The sequence below is a fragment of the Streptomyces sp. NPDC044984 genome (genome assembly GCF_040646935.1).
Taxonomy (GTDB): Bacteria; Actinomycetota; Actinomycetes; order Streptomycetales; family Streptomycetaceae; genus Streptomyces.
This window is the reverse complement of sequence record NZ_JBEZBE010000035.1, coordinates 14,463-33,064: the sequence shown is the minus strand read 5'-3', so window position 1 is coordinate 33,064 and position 18,602 is coordinate 14,463. Positions and strand designations below refer to the sequence as shown.

18 protein-coding genes are annotated in these 18,602 nt (G+C 71.5%); 14 read left to right on the top strand and 4 right to left on the bottom strand.

The annotated features are described in order from the left end of the window. Window positions 1–26: 26 nt before the first annotated feature. Window positions 27–2,048 (bottom strand): beta-galactosidase, encoded by a 2,022-nt coding sequence (locus AB0A94_RS30670; RefSeq protein WP_361749205.1) that lies wholly within the window; start codon window positions 2,046–2,048, stop codon window positions 27–29. A 184-nt stretch (window positions 2,049–2,232) separates the two neighbouring features. Here AB0A94_RS30670 and AB0A94_RS30665 point away from each other — a divergent pair, with 184 nt between their 5' ends. The 5 genes from AB0A94_RS30665 (at window position 2,233) to AB0A94_RS30645 (ending at window position 6,864) form a co-directional block, all read left to right on the top strand. Beyond that, window positions 2,233–3,552: an extracellular solute-binding protein gene (locus AB0A94_RS30665; protein ID WP_361749204.1), complete on the top strand. Its 1,320-nt coding sequence runs from the start codon at window positions 2,233–2,235 to the stop codon at window positions 3,550–3,552. Further along, entirely contained in the window at window positions 3,549–4,475 is a 927-nt protein-coding gene (locus AB0A94_RS30660; protein WP_361749203.1) for a sugar ABC transporter permease, read from the top strand. The genes AB0A94_RS30665 and AB0A94_RS30660 overlap by 4 nt, the downstream gene beginning before the upstream one ends. Then, the gene (locus AB0A94_RS30655; RefSeq protein WP_361749202.1) at window positions 4,472–5,365 is read left to right on the top strand and encodes a carbohydrate ABC transporter permease; all 894 of its coding nucleotides are present in this window, start codon (window positions 4,472–4,474) and stop codon (window positions 5,363–5,365) included. The genes AB0A94_RS30660 and AB0A94_RS30655 overlap by 4 nt, the downstream gene beginning before the upstream one ends. Further along, entirely contained in the window at window positions 5,362–6,393 is a 1,032-nt protein-coding gene (locus tag AB0A94_RS30650; RefSeq protein WP_361749201.1) for a LacI family DNA-binding transcriptional regulator, read from the top strand. The genes AB0A94_RS30655 and AB0A94_RS30650 overlap by 4 nt, the downstream gene beginning before the upstream one ends. Before the next feature lie 81 nt (window positions 6,394–6,474). Continuing rightward, window positions 6,475–6,864, top strand: a complete 390-nt coding sequence (locus tag AB0A94_RS30645) for a MarR family transcriptional regulator (RefSeq protein ID WP_361749200.1) — start codon at window positions 6,475–6,477, stop codon at window positions 6,862–6,864. An 18-nt stretch (window positions 6,865–6,882) separates the two neighbouring features. On the opposite strand, the gene AB0A94_RS30640 is transcribed toward AB0A94_RS30645, so the two are convergent. Next, on the bottom strand, window positions 6,883–7,287 hold the full coding sequence (locus AB0A94_RS30640) for an SseB family protein (protein WP_217131380.1): 405 nt from the start codon (window positions 7,285–7,287) through the stop codon (window positions 6,883–6,885). A gap of 199 nt (window positions 7,288–7,486) precedes the next feature. Here AB0A94_RS30640 and AB0A94_RS30635 point away from each other — a divergent pair, with 199 nt between their 5' ends. Both AB0A94_RS30635 and AB0A94_RS30630 read left to right on the top strand, forming a co-directional pair. Continuing rightward, window positions 7,487–8,932, top strand: coding sequence for a glyceraldehyde-3-phosphate dehydrogenase (locus tag AB0A94_RS30635; RefSeq protein WP_361749199.1), 1,446 nt, complete (start codon window positions 7,487–7,489; stop codon window positions 8,930–8,932). Window positions 8,933–9,092: 160 nt separating this feature from the next. Then, on the top strand, window positions 9,093–10,058 hold the full coding sequence (locus tag AB0A94_RS30630; RefSeq protein ID WP_361749197.1) for a hypothetical protein: 966 nt from the start codon (window positions 9,093–9,095) through the stop codon (window positions 10,056–10,058). Between the two features lie 24 nt (window positions 10,059–10,082). Here the strand turns inward: AB0A94_RS30630 and AB0A94_RS30625 are convergent, their stop codons facing one another. After that, window positions 10,083–11,915: an FAD-dependent monooxygenase gene (locus AB0A94_RS30625; RefSeq protein ID WP_361749196.1), complete on the bottom strand. Its 1,833-nt coding sequence runs from the start codon at window positions 11,913–11,915 to the stop codon at window positions 10,083–10,085. 233 nt (window positions 11,916–12,148) lie between these two features. Between AB0A94_RS30625 and AB0A94_RS30620 the strand changes: the two genes are divergently transcribed. From AB0A94_RS30620 to AB0A94_RS30590, 7 genes are all read left to right on the top strand, one after another. After that, window positions 12,149–13,273, top strand: coding sequence for a SchA/CurD-like domain-containing protein (locus AB0A94_RS30620; protein ID WP_361749195.1), 1,125 nt, complete (start codon window positions 12,149–12,151; stop codon window positions 13,271–13,273). A gap of 69 nt (window positions 13,274–13,342) precedes the next feature. Next, the gene (locus AB0A94_RS30615) at window positions 13,343–13,810 is read left to right on the top strand and encodes a cupin domain-containing protein (protein WP_361749194.1); all 468 of its coding nucleotides are present in this window, start codon (window positions 13,343–13,345) and stop codon (window positions 13,808–13,810) included. Further along, window positions 13,807–15,075: a beta-ketoacyl-[acyl-carrier-protein] synthase family protein gene (locus AB0A94_RS30610; RefSeq protein ID WP_361749193.1), complete on the top strand. Its 1,269-nt coding sequence runs from the start codon at window positions 13,807–13,809 to the stop codon at window positions 15,073–15,075. Before AB0A94_RS30615 ends, AB0A94_RS30610 begins: the two co-directional genes overlap by 4 nt. After that, window positions 15,072–16,316 (top strand): ketosynthase chain-length factor, encoded by a 1,245-nt coding sequence (locus AB0A94_RS30605; protein WP_361749192.1) that lies wholly within the window; start codon window positions 15,072–15,074, stop codon window positions 16,314–16,316. Before AB0A94_RS30610 ends, AB0A94_RS30605 begins: the two co-directional genes overlap by 4 nt. A gap of 27 nt (window positions 16,317–16,343) precedes the next feature. Next, window positions 16,344–16,604 (top strand): acyl carrier protein, encoded by a 261-nt coding sequence (locus AB0A94_RS30600; protein ID WP_361749191.1) that lies wholly within the window; start codon window positions 16,344–16,346, stop codon window positions 16,602–16,604. Window positions 16,605–16,606: 2 nt separating this feature from the next. Beyond that, a complete protein-coding gene (locus AB0A94_RS30595; protein ID WP_361749190.1) occupies window positions 16,607–17,089 on the top strand; it encodes an SRPBCC family protein in 483 nt (160 codons plus the stop codon). Between the two features lie 25 nt (window positions 17,090–17,114). Continuing rightward, on the top strand, window positions 17,115–17,450 hold the full coding sequence (locus AB0A94_RS30590; protein ID WP_361749189.1) for a TcmI family type II polyketide cyclase: 336 nt from the start codon (window positions 17,115–17,117) through the stop codon (window positions 17,448–17,450). 85 nt (window positions 17,451–17,535) lie between these two features. Here the strand turns inward: AB0A94_RS30590 and AB0A94_RS30585 are convergent, their stop codons facing one another. Beyond that, window positions 17,536–18,564: a methyltransferase gene (locus tag AB0A94_RS30585; protein ID WP_361749188.1), complete on the bottom strand. Its 1,029-nt coding sequence runs from the start codon at window positions 18,562–18,564 to the stop codon at window positions 17,536–17,538. Between the last annotated feature and the right edge of the window lie 38 nt (window positions 18,565–18,602).

Genomic DNA, 18,602 nt, shown 5'->3' with positions numbered 1-18,602 from the left:
TCACGCGGGCGGAGGGGAGTCGTGGTTCAGCCGTCGAGTCGGACGACCCGGACGGCTCCGGCCGGGACCGCGAGGCGGCCCGCGGCCCGTTCACCGGTCAGCAGCTCGGTGCCGGGGGCGCCCAGCGGCACCTTGGCGTCGGTGGCGGTGTGGTTGATCGCGAACAGGAAGGTGCCCGACTCACCGGCGCGGCGCACCACTTCGACGTCGCGGGGCAGGTCGGCGCGCGGGGTGATCGAGGTGTCCTCGACGGCCCGGCCGAGCAGGGCGGCGAGGCCCTCGGCGCCGAGCCGGGTGGAGACGTACCAGGCGGTGCCCTCGCCGAGGCGGTGCCGGGTGACGGCCGGGCGCCCCCCGGTCAGGCCGTCGGCGTACGTCCACACCGTCTCGGCGCCCCGCGGCACCACGAACTCCGTCCACACGTCGGCGCCGAGCTCGGAGCCGTCGGGGCCGGTCAGGCGTACCCGCTCGCCCTGGAGCAGGGGGGAGAACTCCTCGACGGTCAGGCCGAGGACGTCGCGCAGTGCACCCGGGTAGGGGCCCTCGTGCACGGCGTCGTGTTCGTCGACGATGCCGGAGAAGTACGACACCACGAGGGTGCCGCCGTTCTCGACGTACTCCTTGAGGTTGTTCCCCGCCGCCTCCGTCATCAGGTACAGGGCCGGTACGACGACGAGGGGATACCTCGACAAGTCGGCCTCGGGGTGGGCGAAGTCGACGGTGAGGTGGTGGTCGTAGAGGGCCTCGTACCAGGCGTCGGCGCGTTCGCGGGCGTCGTGGTCCTCGCTGGGGTGCCAGTCGAGGTTCTGCGCCCACCAGGACTGCCAGTCCCAGAGCACGGCGACGTCGGCCTCGGTGCGGGTGCCCCGGATCGGCGCCAGCGAGTCGATGGCCGCGCCGAGTTCGGTCACCTCGCGGAAGACGCGGGTCCCGGTGCCGCCGTGCGGCAGCATCGCGGAGTGGAACTTCTCGGCGCCGCGCCGGGACTGGCGCCACTGGAAGAACATCGCGCCCTCGGAGCCGCGGGCCACGTGGGCGAGGGAGTTGCGGGCCATCTGGCCGGGGGCCTTGGCGGGGTTGCGGGGCTGCCAGTTGACGCCCGAGGTGGAGTGTTCGAGCAGCAGCCAGGGGGCGCCGCCGGCGACGGAGCGGGTGAGGTCGGCGGCCATGGCGAGGTTGACGTGGGTGCGGCGGCCGTCGGTGATCAGGTAGTGGTCGTTGGTGACGAGGTCCACCTCGCGGCCCCAGGCCCAGTAGTCGACGGAGTCGCACTGGCTGAGGGCGGTCATGAAGTTGGTGGTGACCGGGACGCCGGGTGAGAGGCGGTGCAGGATGTCCCGCTCGGCGGTGAAGTTCTCGCGCATGGTGGCGTCGGCGAACCGCCGGTAGTCCAGCGCCTGGGCCGGGTTGCCGACCGTCGGGGTCCGGCGCGGCGGGTTGATCTCGTCGAAGGCGGCGTAGCGCTGGCCCCAGAAGGCGGTCCCCCAGGCCTCGTTGACGGCGTCGACGGTGCCGTACTCCCGCTCCAGCCAGCGGCGGAAGTGGGCGGCGCAGGAGTCGCAGTAGCAGGCGGAGACGGGGACGCCGTACTCGTTGTGGACGTGCCACATCGCGAGTGCGGGGTGGTCGCCGTAGCGCTCGGCGAGCCTGGTGGTGATGTTCGCGGCGGCGGCCCGGTAGTCGGCGTTGCTGTGGCAGATGGCGCCGCGGGAGCCGAACTCCAGGCGCACGCCGTCCTCGGTGACGGGCAGCGCGTCGGGGTGGGCGCGGTAGAACCAGGCGGGCGGCGCCACGGTGGGTGTGCCGAGGTCGACGCGGACACCGGCTCCGTGCAGCAGGTCCAGGTTGCGGTCGAGCCAGCCGAAGTCGTACGTGCCGGGCGAGGGTTCCAGCAGGGCCCAGGAGAAGATCCCGGCGCTCACCATGGTGACGCCGGCCTCCCGCATCAGCCGGACGTCCTCGTCCCAGACGCTTTCCGGCCACTGCTCGGGGTTGTAGTCCCCACCGAAGGCGAGCCCGGTGAGGCCCCTGGGGGTGGTCTCCGGCATGGATTCTCTCCCGATGTGTCGATCTTTTGGGAACGTGCACACACATTTTCGGCGGTGCGGAGCCAACATAACCGCACAGCAACAACCATTGACAAGTGTCCGGGATGTTTCTCTACTGTGAACGCTCACAGAAGCATGGCTGGTCTTCGCATCAGGCGAAGGCCCCAGGTCAGGGGAGAGTTCCATGCCGTACACGAAGCGCCGTCGCCTCGTGAGTTCCGCCGTCGCCGTCGCGCTCGGCGCCACCGCACTCGCCGCCTGCGGCTCGTCGTCCGACGACGGCGGGGCGCAGTCGGGCCCGGTCTCACTGACGTACTGGACCTGGACCCCCGGCATGGACAAGGTCGTCGACCTGTGGAACAAGGGGCCGGGCAAGAAGGAGCAGATCACCGTCACGGTGAAGAAGCAGGCGTCCGGCGACACGCTGGTCACCAAGATCCTCACCGCGCACAAGGCCGGCAAGGCGCCCGACCTGGTGCAGGCGGAGTACCAGGCGCTGCCCACGCTGGTCAGCAATGACGCGCTCGCCGACATAGCGGACACCGTGGGCGACGCGAAGAGCAAGTTCGCCGAGGGCGTCTGGCAGCAGACCACCCTCGGCACGGACGCCGTCTACGCGGTCCCGCAGGACATCGGGCCGATGATGTTCTACTACCGCGAGGACCTGTTCAAGGAGTACGGCCTCTCCGTCCCGGCCACCTGGGAGGAGTTCGCCGAGACCGCGCGCGAGCTGAGGAAGAAGGCCCCCGACAAGGACCTGACCACCTTCTCCGCCAACGACTCCGGCCTGTTCGCGGGCCTCGCCCAGCAGGCCGGCGCCCGGTGGTGGACCACCTCCGGCGACAAGTGGAAGGTCGGCATCAACGACGCGGCGACGAAGAAGGTCGCCGAGTTCTGGGGCGGCCTGGTGAAGGAGGGCGCCGTCGACAACCAGCCGATGTACACCCCGGCCTGGAACAAGGCGCTCAACACCGGCAAGCAGATCGCGTGGGTGAGCGCGGTGTGGGCGCCGGGCACGCTGACCACGGCCGCGCCCGACACCGAGGGCAAGTGGGCGATGGCCCCGCTCCCCCAGTGGAACGAGGGCGAGAGCAGCACCGGCAGCTGGGGCGGTTCCTCCACCGGTGTCACCACCGACTCGAAGAACAAGGAGGCCGCAGCGAAGTTCGCCACCTGGCTGAACACCGACGGCGACGCGCTGAACGCGCTGGCGAAGGAGGGCGGTATCTACCCGGCCTCCACCTCGGCCCAGCTCAGCGGCGCCTTCGCCGGCCCGCCGGAGTACTTCGCCAACCAGCCCGACTTCTACGAGAAGGCCGCCGCGATCGCGAAGACCACCGCGCCGTCCGCCTGGGGCCCGAACGTCAACGTCGCCTACACGACGTTCAAGGACGCCTTCGGCGCCGCCGCGAAGGACAAGTCGGACTTCGCCGCCGCCCTGGACACCATGCAGCAGGACACGGTCGCCGACCTGAAGAAGCAGGGCTTCGGGGTCGCGGAGTGAAGTCCCCCGCCCGCCGGACGCCGTACGGGGTCAAGGGGGCCCCGTACGCGTTCCTCGTCCCCGCGACCCTCTTGTTCCTCCTGTTCTTCGCGCTGCCCATCGGATACGCCGTCTGGCTCAGCTTCCGCAAGGTGCAGGTGTCCGGCCTCGGCCTCGGGGCCGGCGCCCGTGACGAGGTCTGGGCCGGTCTGGAGAACTACACCGGCGCCCTGTCCGACAGCGAGCTGCTGAACGGCGCGCTGCGCGTGCTCGGTTACGGCTGCATCGTGGTGCCGGTCATGCTGGGCCTCGCGCTGCTGTTCGCGCTGATGCTCGACTCCGAGAAGGTGCGGCTCGCCCCCTTCACCCGGCTCGCGATCTTCCTGCCGTACGCGATCCCCGGCGTGGTGGCGGCCCTGCTGTGGGGCTTCCTCTACCTGCCGGACGTGAGCCCGTTCTACTTCGTGCTCGACGAGTTCGGCCTGCCGCAGCCGGATCTGCTGGACGGCGGGCCGCTGTACCTGGCGCTGTCGAACATCGCGGTCTGGGGCGGCACCGGCTTCAACATGATCGTCATCTACACCGCGCTGCGGGCCATCCCGGCCGAGGTGTACGAGGCGGCCAAGCTGGACGGCGCCACACCGCTGCAGATCGCGTTGCGGATCAAGATCCCGATGGTGGCGCCCTCGCTGGTGCTGACCTTCTTCTTCTCGATCATCGCGACGCTCCAGGTGTTCAGCGAACCGACCGTCCTCAAGCCGCTCACCAACTCCGTCTCCACCACCTGGAGTCCGCTGATGAAGGTGTACCAGGACGCCTTCGGCAACGGCGACATCCACGCGGCCGCCGCCCAGGCGACCCTCATCGCGCTCGCCACCCTGGTGCTGTCCTTCGGCTTCCTGCGGGCGACGAACCGACGCGACAAGCAGGAGGCCGCACGATGAGCTCCCTCGCCCTGCCCGAGGCCGAGCCCGCGGCCGGCACCGCCCGCGGTCCGGCGCGCCCCCGCCGGACCGCGCTGGTCCCGACCGTGGCGCTGCTGCTCGGCGCGCTGTACTGCCTGCTGCCGGTCGCCTGGGTGGTCATCGCGTCCACCAAGTCCGGCTCGGAGCTGTTCTCCACCTTCACGTTCTGGCCGGGCACCGGTTTCGCCGACAACCTCGCCGACCTGAGCGCCTACCGCGACGGCGTCTACTGGCAGTGGATGGGCAACTCCGCCCTGTACGCCGGACTGGGCGCGCTGCTGTCGACGTGCGTGTCTGCGGTCAGCGGCTACGCGCTGGCGGTCTACCGCTTCCGGGGCCGCGAGACGCTGTTCAACGTGCTGCTCGCGGGCGTGCTGATGCCGCCGGTGATCCTCGCCGTCCCCCAGTACCTGCTGCTGGCGAAGGTGGACCTCACGGACTCCTACCTGTCGGTGCTGCTGCCGCAGATCCTCTCCCCGTACGGCGTCTACCTCGCGCGGATCTACGCCGCGGCCGCGGTGCCGGCCGATGTGGTGGAGGCCGGGCGGATGGACGGCGCGGGCGAGTGGCGGATCTTCTCCCGGGTCGCGCTGCCGATGATGGTGCCCGGCCTGGTGACGGTCTTCCTGTTCCAGTTCGTGGCGGTCTGGAACAACTTCCTGCTGCCGTACATCATGCTCAGCGACGACGAGAAGTTCCCGATCACCCTCGGTCTGCACACCCTGCTCGAACAGGGCGCCAACACCCCGGCGCTGTACACCCTGGTGATCACGGGCGCGTTCCTCGCCGTGTTCCCGCTGGTCGCGCTGTTCCTGGTCGTCCAGCGGTTCTGGAGCCTGGATCTGCTCTCCGGGGCCGTAAAGTCATGACCATGGGCAATACGGGGGGCAGGCGCAAGCCGCCGACGATCCACGACGTGGCGCGCGAGGCCGGCGTCTCGCGCGGCACCGTCTCACGGGTGCTCAACGGCGGCCACTACGTCAGCCCCGCCGCCGCGGACGCGGTCAACGCCGCGATCCGCAAGACGGGCTACGTCGTCAACCGGCACGCCCGCTCGCTGATCACCGGCCGGTCCGACTCGGTGGGCTTCCTGCTCACCGAGCCCCAGGAGCGGTTCTTCGAGGACCCCAACTTCAACGTCCTGCTGCGCGGTTGCACGCAGGCGCTGGCCGCGCACGACGTGCCGCTGCTGCTGATGCTGGCCGGCACGGACGACGAACGGCGGCGCATCACCCGGTACATCACCGCCGGGCACGTCGACGGGGTGCTGCTGGTGTCCAGCCACTCCGGTGACCCGGTGGCGGAGGAGCTGCGGGCGGCGGGGGTGCCGCTGGTCGCGTGCGGCAAGCCGATCGGGCTGGGCTCGAAGGTGAGTTACGTGGCCGCCGACGACCGGGACGGCGCCCGGGACATGGTGCGGCACCTGCTGGCGCTGGGCCGGCGCCGGATCGGCGTGGTGACCGGTCCGCTCGACACGCCCGGTGGTGTGGAGCGTCTCGCCGGCTACCGGGAGGTGCTCGCCGAGGCGGGCGTCGAGGCCGACGAGCGGCTCGTCGTCTCCGGCGACTACAGCCGGGCCAGCGGTGAGGCGGGCGCCGAGCGACTGCTGGCGCAGGCGCCGGACGTGGACGCCGTGTTCGTCGCCTCCGACCTGATGGCCCAGGGCGTGCTGACGGCGCTGCACCGCGCCGGGCGCCGGGTGCCGGAGGACGTCGCGGTCGGCGGTTTCGACGACTCCCCCGCGGCCGTCGCCGCGAGCCCCGGGCTCACCACGATCCGCCAGCCGTGGGACCGCATCAGCACCGAGATGGTGCGGGTGCTGCTGGCGCAGATCGGCGGCGAGGACCCGGCGGCGGTGATCCTGCCGACGGAGCTGGTGAAGCGGGACTCGACGTAGGCCCCCGTCCGGCGCGGGAGGGCCGTCGCGGCGCGTTCGTTGCACATTCATTGAATGTCGGACAAGTGTTACGGTTCGAGTATGGCAGCGGAGACGGCCGGCACGAGGCTCGAGGAACGGTGGCGCGACATCCTCGCGGTGCACGCGCGCACCCTGGGCGAGATCGACCGCGCACTGCATCCGTACGGTCTGGGCGCCTCCGACTTCGAGGTGCTCGATCTGCTCGCGACCGCCACGCCCCCCGGCGGCGAGCAGTGCCGGGTGCAGAACCTGGTGGGCCGGGTCCACCTCAGCCAGAGCGCGCTGTCCCGCCTCATCGCCCGCCTGGAGAAGGACGGCCTGGTGGAGCGCAGCATGTGCCTGGAGGACCGGCGGGGCGTGTACGTGCAGCTCACGCCGAAGGGCCGGGAGCTGCACGCCGAGGCGCTGCCGGTGCAGCGCGCCGCCCTGGCCCGCACGCTGGGCGAGTAGCGCGCGGGCCCGGCCGGCTCACGGGCGGGCCAGCAGCGTGCGCACGCCCTCCGAGGTGAGCGTCAGACGGTGCTCGGAGCTGCCGTCGATGGTGAGTGACAGTTCCTCGGCCGGCCACTGGGCGGCGAGCGCGCCGAGCGGGACGAGCCGGTAGCGGGAGACGAACGGCAGCAGTCCGGCCATCTCCAGTTCGGACGTGAACACGGGCACCACCTGGGTGCCGCCCGGCTGCTCCAGCACCGGAAGGGCGACCGCGCCGGGGTCGGCGGCCTCCTCGTCGCCCGCGTCGTCCGGCACCGGGATCAGTACGTCGCTGTTCGCGAGGGCGTCCAGCGCCCTCGCGTCCTCGGTGTTCTCCGACAGTGCGTCCAGGGCCCGCTGCGCGGGCGTGGGGGCGTTGTTCTCGTGCGCGGGTGTCTCCATGGCAGATTCCCTGGTAGCGGCGGTCGTACGGCCCGCCCGGGACAGGATCCGGCCCGGGCACAGTGCTGCACGCGTACCCGTTCGCATGTCGCGCAACCCTGCGCGTCCCGGCGCCTCCTCCCGCCTTCCGGCACCCCCTCCGGACGCGACAACCCGCATGGCTATCATATGAGCACCCTCTAGCTCGAAAGATGGACCTGTGACTGTCAACGAAGACTCGTTCACGCATTGGAAGCACCGCGAGGAGATCGCGGAGTCGATGATCCCGATCATCGGGAAGCTGCACCGGGAGCGGGACGTGACCGTCCTGCTGCACAGCCGCTCCTTGGTGAACAAGTCGGTGGTCAGCATCCTCAAGACCCACCGCTTCGCCCGGCAGATCGCCGGTGAGGAGCTCTCGGTCACCGAGACGCTGCCCTTCCTGCAGGCGCTCACCACGCTCGACCTCGGCCCGTCCCAGATCGACATCGGCCTGCTCGCCGAGGCCTACCGCGCCGACGACCGGGGCCGGTCGGTGGCCGAGTTCACCGCCGAGGCCGTCGCCGGCGCGACCGGCGCCGACAAGATCCACCGCCGCGAGCCGCGCGACGTCGTCCTCTACGGCTTCGGCCGCATCGGCCGCCTCCTGGCCCGGCTGCTGATCGAGAAGTCGGGCTCCGGCAACGGGCTGCGCCTGCGCGCGATCGTGGTCCGCCGGGGCGGTGAGCAGGACATCGTCAAGCGGGCCTCGCTGCTGCGCCGCGACTCCGTGCACGGCCAGTTCCAGGGCACCATCACCGTCGACGAGGCGAACAGCACGATCACCGCCAACGGCAACACCGTCAAGGTGATCTACGCGGGCGATCCGACGGAGATCGACTACACGGCGTACGGCATCAAGGACGCCATCCTCATCGACAACACCGGCAAGTGGCGCGACCGCGAGGGGCTCTCGCTGCACCTGCGTCCCGGCATCGACAAGGTGGTGCTGACCGCGCCCGGCAAGGGCGACGTGCCCAACATCGTGCACGGGGTCAACCACGACACCCTCAAGCCGGACGAGCGGATCCTGTCCTGCGCGTCCTGCACCACCAACGCGATCGTCCCGCCGCTGAAGGCGATGGCGGACGAGTACGGTGTGCTGCGCGGGCACGTGGAGACCGTGCACTCGTTCACCAACGACCAGAACCTGCTGGACAATTACCACAAGTCGGAGCGCCGCGGCCGTTCGGCGCCGCTGAACATGGTGATCACCGAGACGGGTGCCGCCTCGGCCGTCGCCAAGGCGCTGCCGGACCTCGACGCGACCATCACCGGCAGCTCGATCCGGGTCCCCGTGCCGGACGTCTCGATCGCGATCCTCAACCTCCAGCTGGGCCGCGCGACCGACCGTCAGGAGGTCCTGGAGCACCTGCGCAACGTGTCGCTGACCTCGCCGCTCAAGCGCCAGATCGACTTCACCAACGCGCCCGACGCGGTCTCCAGCGACTTCATCGGCTCGCGCCACGCCTCGATCGTCGACGCCGGCGCACTGAAGGTCGAGGGCGACAACGCGATCCTCTACCTCTGGTACGACAACGAGTTCGGCTACTCCTGCCAGGTCGTCCGGGTCGTCCAGTACGTTTCCGGGGTGGAGTACCCGACGTACCCGGCCCCGGCGGTCTGACCCGGGAAGCCGGCAAGCGGAACGGACGCGGCGACGGTGCGGGGCGGGTGGGATGCCCGGCCCTGCTCCGGTCTGCCCGCGGTACCGGCGGTAAGGGGCAGATCGGTAACGATCATCCCGTCCGGGTTGCCGGGGCCCGTGAAGTTCCTAGTCTTCCGGCATGGCCCTCTTCAGCAGTCGCACCAGCAGACGCCCCCGTATCGTGCCCGCCCTCGACGACGCCGAGCTGGCGCGCGTGCTGGGGCGGTTGAGCAAGCGGAACGGGGCCAGGGCCGCGGACGTGACCCTCGTGTCCTCCTTGCTGAAGGAGACGGGGGACGACTGGGACCGCCGCGGTCACCGGGTGTCCGTACTGGCCGAGGCGACGGCCGACGCGGGGATCGCGGCGGCGTGGCTGGGCAGGGAGCCGCAGAGCGCGGACGCCCTGCTGTTCCACTCCTGGACCGAGTTGGCGCGCGGTCTGCGGGACGGGCGTCTGGAGGACGCCGGGCAGCTGGTCTCCCGGTGCCACCAGGCCTCCGAGCGAAGACCGGAGGACCCGCTGCCGTGGGTGGTCCTGCTCGGTGTGTCGCGGATCGAGCGCTACGGCCAGAACGACGTCAACGCCATCTGGCGGGAGGCCACCGGGCGCGACCGCTGGCACCGTGAGGCGTATCTGCAGATGCTCGCCTACCTGTCGCCGGAGGAAGGGGGGTCCAGCGCGGCCGTCCTCGACTTCGTCGACGTGGTGCGCACCCGCATCCCGGCCAACGCACCCTGTGCGGCGGTCGAGCTGACCGCGGCCGTGCGGCAGTACCAGGGGCTGCTGGCACAGGGTGGAGTGCGGGCCATGACGGCCGGCCAGCTGTGGGAGGGCGGGCAGATCGCGGCCGCGCTGGACCAGGCGGCCGCACTGTGGGCAAAGCCGGGCTTCTTCCAGCACGCGGCGGCACAGGCCGATCTGAACATGCTGGCCTACGCGTTGTGCGCGGCCGGACGCGCCGTCGACGCCCATCACGTGTTCGAGACACTGCAGGGCATGGTCACACCCTGGCCGTGGAACACCGACGGGCCCGCGATCCAGCGGTTCGAGCAGCACCAGTCCAAGGCGGAACGGGGACGGCAGGGCGGCGTCGGCGGAGCGTGACGCCCGCCGACCGCCGCTCCCCCGTCAGCTCCGCGCCAGGACGGTGGTGACGGCCTCCCGCAGCGCCGCCGCCGGGTCCGGTACGGGCCCTTCGGAGCGCCAGGCGACGAAGCCGTCGGGGCGGACCAGTACCGCGCCGTCCGCGGTGATCCCGTGCGCCCGGGCCCAGTCGGCGCCGTCCTCGGGCGTCAGTTCCGCGCCGGGGCCGTCGCCCACCCGGTACGCGTCGAGCGGTACGGACAGGTCCTTCGCGACCTTCGCCGCCGCGGTGTGCCAGTCGCAGGCGGTGTTCGCGGAACTCAGCAGCACGCACGACCGCTCGTACAGGTCGAGCGTGGAGATCCGGGTGCCGGAGCGGTCCAGCCACAGGTGCGGGGCGCGGCTGCCGGGCTCGCCGGTCAGCATCACGCCGTCGGGGATGACCGGCGTCGCCGGGTCGGCGCCCAGGACCGCGCCACGCGGATAGCGGTAGCAGAGCGCCACGTTGAGGATGCCGCCCGGCTTCATCCCGGGGCCACCGGGACCGCCGGCTCCGGGACCACCAGGACCACCGGGACCGCCGGCTCCGGGACCACCGGGGCCGCCAGGTCCACCGGGACCGCCGGGAGCACCGAATCCGGCGCCACCGGGAGCACCGGGAGCACCGGGACCGCCGGCTCCGGGACCACCGGGGGCGGGAGCGCCGAGGGCGGGAGCACCGGGGGCCGGCGTGTACCCGGGGTGGCTGTGCTCGCTCGAGCGGGAGGAGGCACGGGCGCTGGTCGCCTCCGCGACGGGCCGGCGTTCGGCGTCGTAGGACTCCAGCAGGCCGGGCGCGGCCCAGCCGCCGAGCACGGCGGCCAGCTTCCAGGCGAGGTTGTGGGCGTCCTGGATGCCGGTGTTGGAGCCGAACGCCCCGGTGGGCGACATCTCGTGGGCCGAATCGCCGGCCAGGAACACCCGGCCGTCGGCGTACCGTTCGGCGACCCGCTCGGCGGCGTGCCAGGCGGCCCGGCCGGTGATCTCCACGTCGAGGTCCGGCACGCCGACGGCCTTGCGGATGTGGGCGACGCACCGCTCGTCGGTGAACTCCTCGAGGGTTTCGCCGTGCTCGGGGTGCCAGGGGGCGTGGAACACCCAGTGCTCCCGGTTGTCGACCGGCAGCAGGGCCCCGTCGGCTTCCGGGTTGGTCAGGTAGCAGACGATGAACCGCCGGTCCCCGACGACGCCGGCGAGGCCGCGGGAGGTGAACGTGAGGCTCACGTTGTGGAACAGGTCGCCCGGGCCGTTCTGCCCGATGCCCAGCGACTCGCGGACGGGACTGCGCGGGCCGTCGGCGGCGACGAGGTAGTCCGCCCGGATCCTGGTGTGCTCGCCGGTCTCCCGACTCTTGACCAGCACCGTCACCCCCTCGGCGTCCTGGTCGAAGGACATCATCTCCGTCCCGAAGCGCAGGTCCCCGCCGAGTTCGCGGGCTCCCTCGAGGAGCACCGGTTCCAGGTCGTTCTGGCTGCACAGGCACCATCCGCTGGGGCTGAAGCGGGCGAGCCCGCCGCCGGGGTCGATCTCCTGGAGCAGCCACTCGCCCTCGTCGCCCGCCAGGCTCGGGGTCTGCCAGATGCCGTGGTTGTCCGCCAGGACCGACGCGGCCCGGCCGATGCGCTGCTCGAGCCCGGCCGTCCGGAACAGCTCCATGGTGCGTACGTTGTTCCCCCGCCCGCGCGGGTGGATCGACGTGCCCGCGTGGCGTTCGACGAGCGTGTGCGGCACGCCGAGGCGCCCCAGGAACAGGGACATGGACAGACCCACCAGGGAGCCGCCGACGATGAGGACCGGCGTGCGGTGATCCGCCCGGCCGGCCGTATCCGATCGATGCATTGAAACGCCTCCAGCGTCGCCCTCGACGGGCTGTGGAACAGGACGCACCTTTCATGCCCGGTGCGGGCCGGTCCGCGTCCCGGCGGCACCCGGATGGCACGCGGTTCACCCACCTGCCCCGTGTCGCTCGCGCACATCGGAAAGTCGCGTCAACGATCGACTCATGGCGACCCCGGACCTTCGGACACGGCGGTCGTTGCCTGACCTTCCGAAGAAGAGGAGAGGTGCGCCGGATGACCATGTCGGCACGCATTTCGCAGTCGGCGTTCGACGGCTCGAGGCTGCGGGTGATCCTGCTCCTCGACCTGTACGAAGGGGCCCAGGAACAGTTCCTCGCCGCGTACGAGCACATGCGCAACAAGGTCGCGTCCGTTCCCGGTCACATCAGTGACCAACTGTGCCAGTCGATCGAGAACCCCTCGCAGTGGCTCATCACCAGCGAGTGGGAGAGCGCCCTGCCGTTCCTCGCGTGGGTGAACAGCGAGGAGCACATCCAGATCGTCCGGCCGATGCACAGCTGCGTCCGGGACACCCGGTCGATGCGCTACAGCGTCCTGCGCGAGACCCACCCGGACCAGCCGCTCACTCCCGAGGCCGCGAAGGCGGGCCTCCAGAAGGCGGCCCGCGTGGGCGCCGGGGTCACCCGCCACGCCCTCACCTTCACCGTGAAGCCGGGCTCCGAGTCCAAGGTCGTGGACATCCTGGCCAATTACGACGCGCCCGAGACGCGTATCAACGGCACCACACGACTGCACCGCACCTCCCTCTTCATGTACGGCAACCGCGTCGTGCGGGCCGTGGAGGTGGAGGGCGACCTGCTGGCCACCCTGTGCCACGTGGCCAGCCAGCCCGAGGTCCAGGCGGTGGAGGAGGCCATCAACCCCTATCTGGAGCAGGACCGGGATCTGTCCGACTCCGACTCCGCGCGGGTGTTCTTCACCCGGGCGGCGCTCCCGGCCATGCAGCACGTGGTGACCGACCGCCCGGAACCCGCCGGCCTGCGGCGGCACATGCTGTACTACCCGGCCGTGGCGGACCACGGCCTGGAGCTGGCCCGGTTCCTCGCCCACCAGGACGAGGCCGCGGCGAACGACCCGGACAGCCCGGTGTACGCGAGCACCGTCTTCCAGCGCGACGACGTCGTGGTCCGCATGATCGACGTCACCGGCGAGCTGGATCTCGACCCCGCCGCCGCCCTCGGCGTCAAGGCCCCGGGCAAGGCGGCCGAGCTGGGGCGTCTCCTGGACGGCGCCGCGATCGGCGTCGAGGGCTCCCTGGACTCGGAGCGCAACCTCAACCGGCTCCTGGCGCACGCCGACATGATGCCCGTCACCGACCGCAGCTCCGCGGATTCCTGACGGCCGACCGCGGTGACGTCCGCGGCCGTGCCCGCCCGGACGTCACCGGCACACCCGGAGGTAACAACCATGTCCCAACAGCATCCACGCATCGTGGACCTGAGCGAGACGGAACCCAACCGACGGCGCGGAGGTGACCTCAGGACCCTGCTCACCCCGGCCACCGTGGGCTCCACCAGCGGCTTCATGGGCCTGGCGATCATCAAGCCCGGCGAGCGCATCGGCGAGCACTACCACCCGTACTCCGAGGAGTTCGTGTACGTGGTCAGCGGCGCGCTCGAAGTGGACCTGGACGGCGAGCCGTTCGCGCTCCGCGCCGAGCAGGGACTGATGATCCCGATCGACATGCGGCACCGCTTCCGCAACGTCGGCGACCAGGAGGCCCGCATGGTGTTCCACCTGGGCCCGCTCGCCCCGCATCCGAGCCTCGGCCACGTCGACACCGAGGAGACCGAAGGCGCCGTCGCGGGACCGCAGTTGAAGGTCGGCGGTCCCGAGCACGGCCGGTCGGCCGAGCCGAGCGAGGCCATAAAATGACCCGCCGGGTGGCCGTCACCGGTATAGGTGTGGTCGCTCCCGGCGGCATCGGAGCGACGGCGTTCTGGGATCTTCTGGCAGCCGGCCGCACCGCGACCCGCGGCATCTCCCTGTTCGACCCGGCGGGCCTGCGCTCGCGCATAGCAGCCGAGTGCGACTTCGACCCGTACGAGCACGGCCTGGACGCGGAGCTGTGCCAGCACGCGGACCGGTACATCCAGTTCGCCGTGGTCGCCGCCGCCGAGGCCGTGCGCGACTCCGGCCTCGACACCGGGGCCACGGACCCCTGGCGCACCGCGGTCTCGCTGGGCAGCGCGGTCGGCGGCACCACCCGGCTGGAACACGACTACGTGCTGGTCAGTGAGCGGGGCCGGCGCTGGGACGTGGACCACGGGCAGGCGGAGCCGAAGCTGCACCTGGCCTTCTCGCCGAGCACGCTCGCCTCGGTCGTCGCCGAACGGTTCGGCGCCCGGGGCCCGGTGCAGACCGTCTCCACCGGCTGCACCTCCGGGCTCGACGCGGTCGGCTACGCCTTCCACACCGTCGCCGAGGGCCGGGCCGACGTCTGCATCGCCGGGGCGTCGGACTCGCCGATCTCACCGATCACGATGGCCTGCTTCGACGCCATCAAGGCGACGTCGCCCAACAACGACGACCCCGAGCACGCCTCCCGGCCCTTCGACGCCCGCCGCGACGGCTTCGTGATGGGCGAGGGCGCGGCGGTGCTCGTCCTGGAGGAGTACGAGCACGCACGAGCCCGCGGCGCGGAGATCCTCTGCGAGATCAGCGGCTACGCCACCTACGGCAACGCCTACCACATGACCGGTCTGACCAGTGAGGGGCTGGAGATGGCCCGGGCGATCGACACCACGCTCGACCAGGCCCGCATCGACCCCACGCTGATCGACTACGTCAACGCGCACGGCTCCGGCACCCGGCAGAACGACCGGCACGAGACGGCCGCCGTGAAGCGGTCCCTGGGCGCGCACGCCCACGAGACGCCCATGAGCTCCATCAAGTCGATGGTGGGGCACTCGCTGGGCGCGATCGGCGCGATCGAGGTGGTCGCCTGCGTCCTGGCGCTGAAGCACCAGGTGGTGCCGCCCACGGCGAACTACGAGACCCCTGACCCCGAGTGCGACCTGGACTACGTGCCGCGCACCGCCCGCCCGCGGAAGCTGAACCATGTGCTCTCCGTCGGCAGCGGGTTCGGCGGCTTCCAGTCCGCGGTGCTGCTGTCCGGGCCGGGCGGGAGGACACGATGAGCAATCGGCGCCCCGGGCGTGCGGCCGTCACCGGCATCGGTGTGGTCGCGCCCAACGGACTGCGGACCGACGCCTACTGGAAGTCGGTCCGCGAAGGCCTCAGCGTGCTGGACCTGATCAGCCGCGAGGGCTGTGACCATCTGCCGCTGCGGGTGGCGGGCGAGGTCCGGGCCTTCGACCCGTCGGCCCTCATCGAGGACCGGTTCCTGGTGCAGACCGACCGGTTCAGCCACTTCGCGATGGCCGCCGCCGCCCTCGCCCTCGACGACGCCGGACTCGGCGGTGATCCCGCCGAGCCGTTCTCCGTCGGCGTGGTCACCGCCGCCGGATCGGGCGGCGGCGAGTTCGGCCAGCGCGAGCTGCAGAAACTGTGGGGGCAGGGCTCCAAGTTCGTCGGCCCCTACCAGTCCATCGCCTGGTTCTACGCCGCGAGCACCGGCCAGATCTCCATCCGCAGCGGCCTCAAGGGGCCGTGCGGGGTGGTGGCGAGCGACGAGGCGGGCGGTCTGGACTCCCTCGCGCACGCGGCCCGGGCCGTGCGGCGCGGCACCGACGTCATGGTCGTGGGGGCCGCGGAGGCGCCGCTGGCCCCCTACTCGATGGTGTGCCAGCTCGGCTACCCCGAGCTCAGCACCCTCGACGACCCCGGCCGTGCCTACCGCCCGTTCACCGAGAAGGCGTGCGGTTTCGTGCCCGCCGAGGGCGGCGCGCTGCTCGTCGTCGAGGACGAGTCCCGTGCCCGTGACCGCGGAGTGCCCGTACGGGCCGTGGTGGCCGGCCACGCCGCCACGTTCACCGGGACCTCCCGCTGGGCGGAGTCCCGGGAGGGCCTGGCCCGCGCGATCCGCGGCGCCCTCGACGAGGCGGGCTGCGCGCCGGAGGAGATCGACGTCGTCTTCGCCGACGCCCTGGGCGTCCCCGAGGCGGACCGCGCCGAGGCGCTGGCGATCGCCGACGCCCTGGGCGCGCACGGCACCCGCGTCCCGGTCACGGCGCCCAAGACGGGCATCGGGCGCGCCTACTGCGCGGCACCCGTGCTGGACACGGTGGCCGCGGTGCTCGCCATGGAGCACGGCTCGGTGCCCCCGACACCCAACGTGTTCGACATCTGCCACGACCTCGACCTGGTGATGTCGCGCGCTCGTCCCGCCGAGCTGCGCACCGCCCTGGTCCTCAGCAGGGGACTGATGGGCTCCAACGCGGCGCTGGTCGTGCGCCGCGGTGACGATTCCGCCCGGTAGGTCCGGGCGGGGAAGGAGAAGTCACCCGTGATCACCTCCGAAGTGACCTTCGACGAGCTGGCCGCGCTGATGAAGCAGGCGGCCGGCATCACCGTCGACCCCCAGGAACTGAAGCAGTCGGCGGAGTCCCCCTTCGACGTCTTCGGCCTCGACTCGCTCGGCCTGCTCGGCATCGTCGGCGAGCTGGAGAACCGGTACGGCGCGTCGCTTCCCCCCGACTCGGAGCGCTGCCGGACGCCCCGGGAGTTCCTGAACCTCGTCAACAGCACCCTCACGGCTGGAGCCTGAAAGTGGCCGGACACACCGAGAACAGCATCACCATCGACGCTCCCTTCGACCTCGTGTGGGAGATGACCAACGACCTGGAGAACTGGCCGCGGCTGTTCAGCGAGTACGCGTCCGTGGAGGTCCTCTCCCGTGAGGGCGCCACGACGAGGTTCCGGCTCACCATGCACCCGGACGAGAACGGCAAGGTGTGGAGCTGGGTGTCGGAGCGCACCCCGGACCGCGAGAAGCGCACGGTCCGCGCCCGCCGTGTCGAGACGGGCCCGTTCGCCCACATGGACATCGTGTGGGAGTACGCGGAGCTGCCGGGCGGTGTGCAGATGCGCTGGGTCCAGGACTTCGCGATGAAGCCCGACGCCCCGGTCGACGACGACTGGATGACGGACAACATCAACCGCAACTCCCGTACGCAGCTGGCCCTCATCCGGGACCGGATCGAGCAGGTCGCCCGCGACAGCGAGAGCGCGTCCGTCGCATCCTCGCGCTGAACACCGGTCCAGGGAAGGAAAACCGATGCACCACGCCCTCATCGTCGCCCGGATGAAGCCCGGTTCGGCGCCGGACATCGCCGACGTGTTCGCCGCCTCCGACCGGGGTGAGCTCCCCCATCTGATCGGGGTCAGCCGGCGCAGCCTCTTCCAGTTCGGGAGCGACCTGTACCTGCACCTCATCGAGGCCGAGCAGGACCCGGCGCCCGCGATCGCGAAGGTCGCCGGGCACCCCGAGTTCCGCGGCATCAGCGAACGGCTGGAGGCGTACGTCAGCCCGTACGACCCGGCCACGTGGCGCAGTCCCAAGGACGCCATGGCGCAGTGCTTCTACCGCTGGGAGCGGAGTGCCGGCTCCTGAGCGGGCGGCCGCCGACAACCCCGAGGCCGCCGGTCCCGCGTCAGTCGCGGAGCCGGCGGCCTCGGGGTTGTCGGTGCGTCCCGGCTCAGCCGGGGACGGTGCACTCGAAGGCGTGGAGATAGGCGTTGACCGGGCTGACGCCGCCGATGACGAGGCCCGCGCCGGTGAGCCGGTCGACCATGCTCTGCCGGGTGTGCTTGGCGCCGCCGACGTTGAGGAGCAGCAGCAGGTCCATGGCGGTGGTGAACCGCATCGACGGGGTGTCGTCGACGAGGTTCTCGATGACGACGACGCGGGCCCCGGGCCGTGCCGCCGCGCGGACGTTGGCGAGCACCCGGCGGGTGCTGTCGTCGTCCCACTCCAGGACGTTCTTGATGATGTACACGTCCGCCCGGACGGGGACGTCCTCGCGGCAGTCCCGGGCCACGACCTCGGCCCGGCCGGCGAGCGAGCCGCCCTCGCGCAGCCGCGGGTCGGCGTTCTCGACGACGCCCGGCAGGTCGAGCAGGGTGCCGTGGAGGTGGGGGTGCTTCTCCAGGAGGCCGGCCAGGACGTGCCCCTGGCCGCCCCCGATGTCCGCGACCGAGGAGGCGTCGTCCAGGTCGAGCAGCCGGGCCACGTCACGCGCGGACTGCTCGCTGGACGTCGTCATGGCCCGGTTGAACACGTGGGCGGACTCGGGGGCCGACTCGTTGAGGTGGGTGAAGAACTCCTGGCCGTACACGTCCTCGAAGACGTTGCCGCCCGAGCGGACCGCCTCGTCGAGCAGCGGCCAGACGTTCCAGGTCCACGGCTCGGTGCACCACAGGGCGATGTACCGCAGGCTGTGCGGGTCGTCCTCGCGCAGCAGCCGGGACATCTCGGTGTGCTCGAAGGTGCCGTCGGGGTTCTCGGTGAAGACGCCCTGGCAGGACAGGGCGCGCAGCAGCCGCCGCAGGGTGTGCGGCGGGGTCTTCACCGCCGTCGCCAGGTCGTCGACGGTCATGGGGGTGTCGTCCAGCGCGTCCGGCACGCCCAAGCGGACGGCCGCGCGTACGGCGGCGGCGCACGCCGCCCCGAAAACGAGCTCCCGCAGCCGCATGGGCGGCGGGGGAGCCGGATCAACGGTGGTCATCCGTTGCCTCGCTTCTGCTGTCGTGCAGGTGGTGGGGG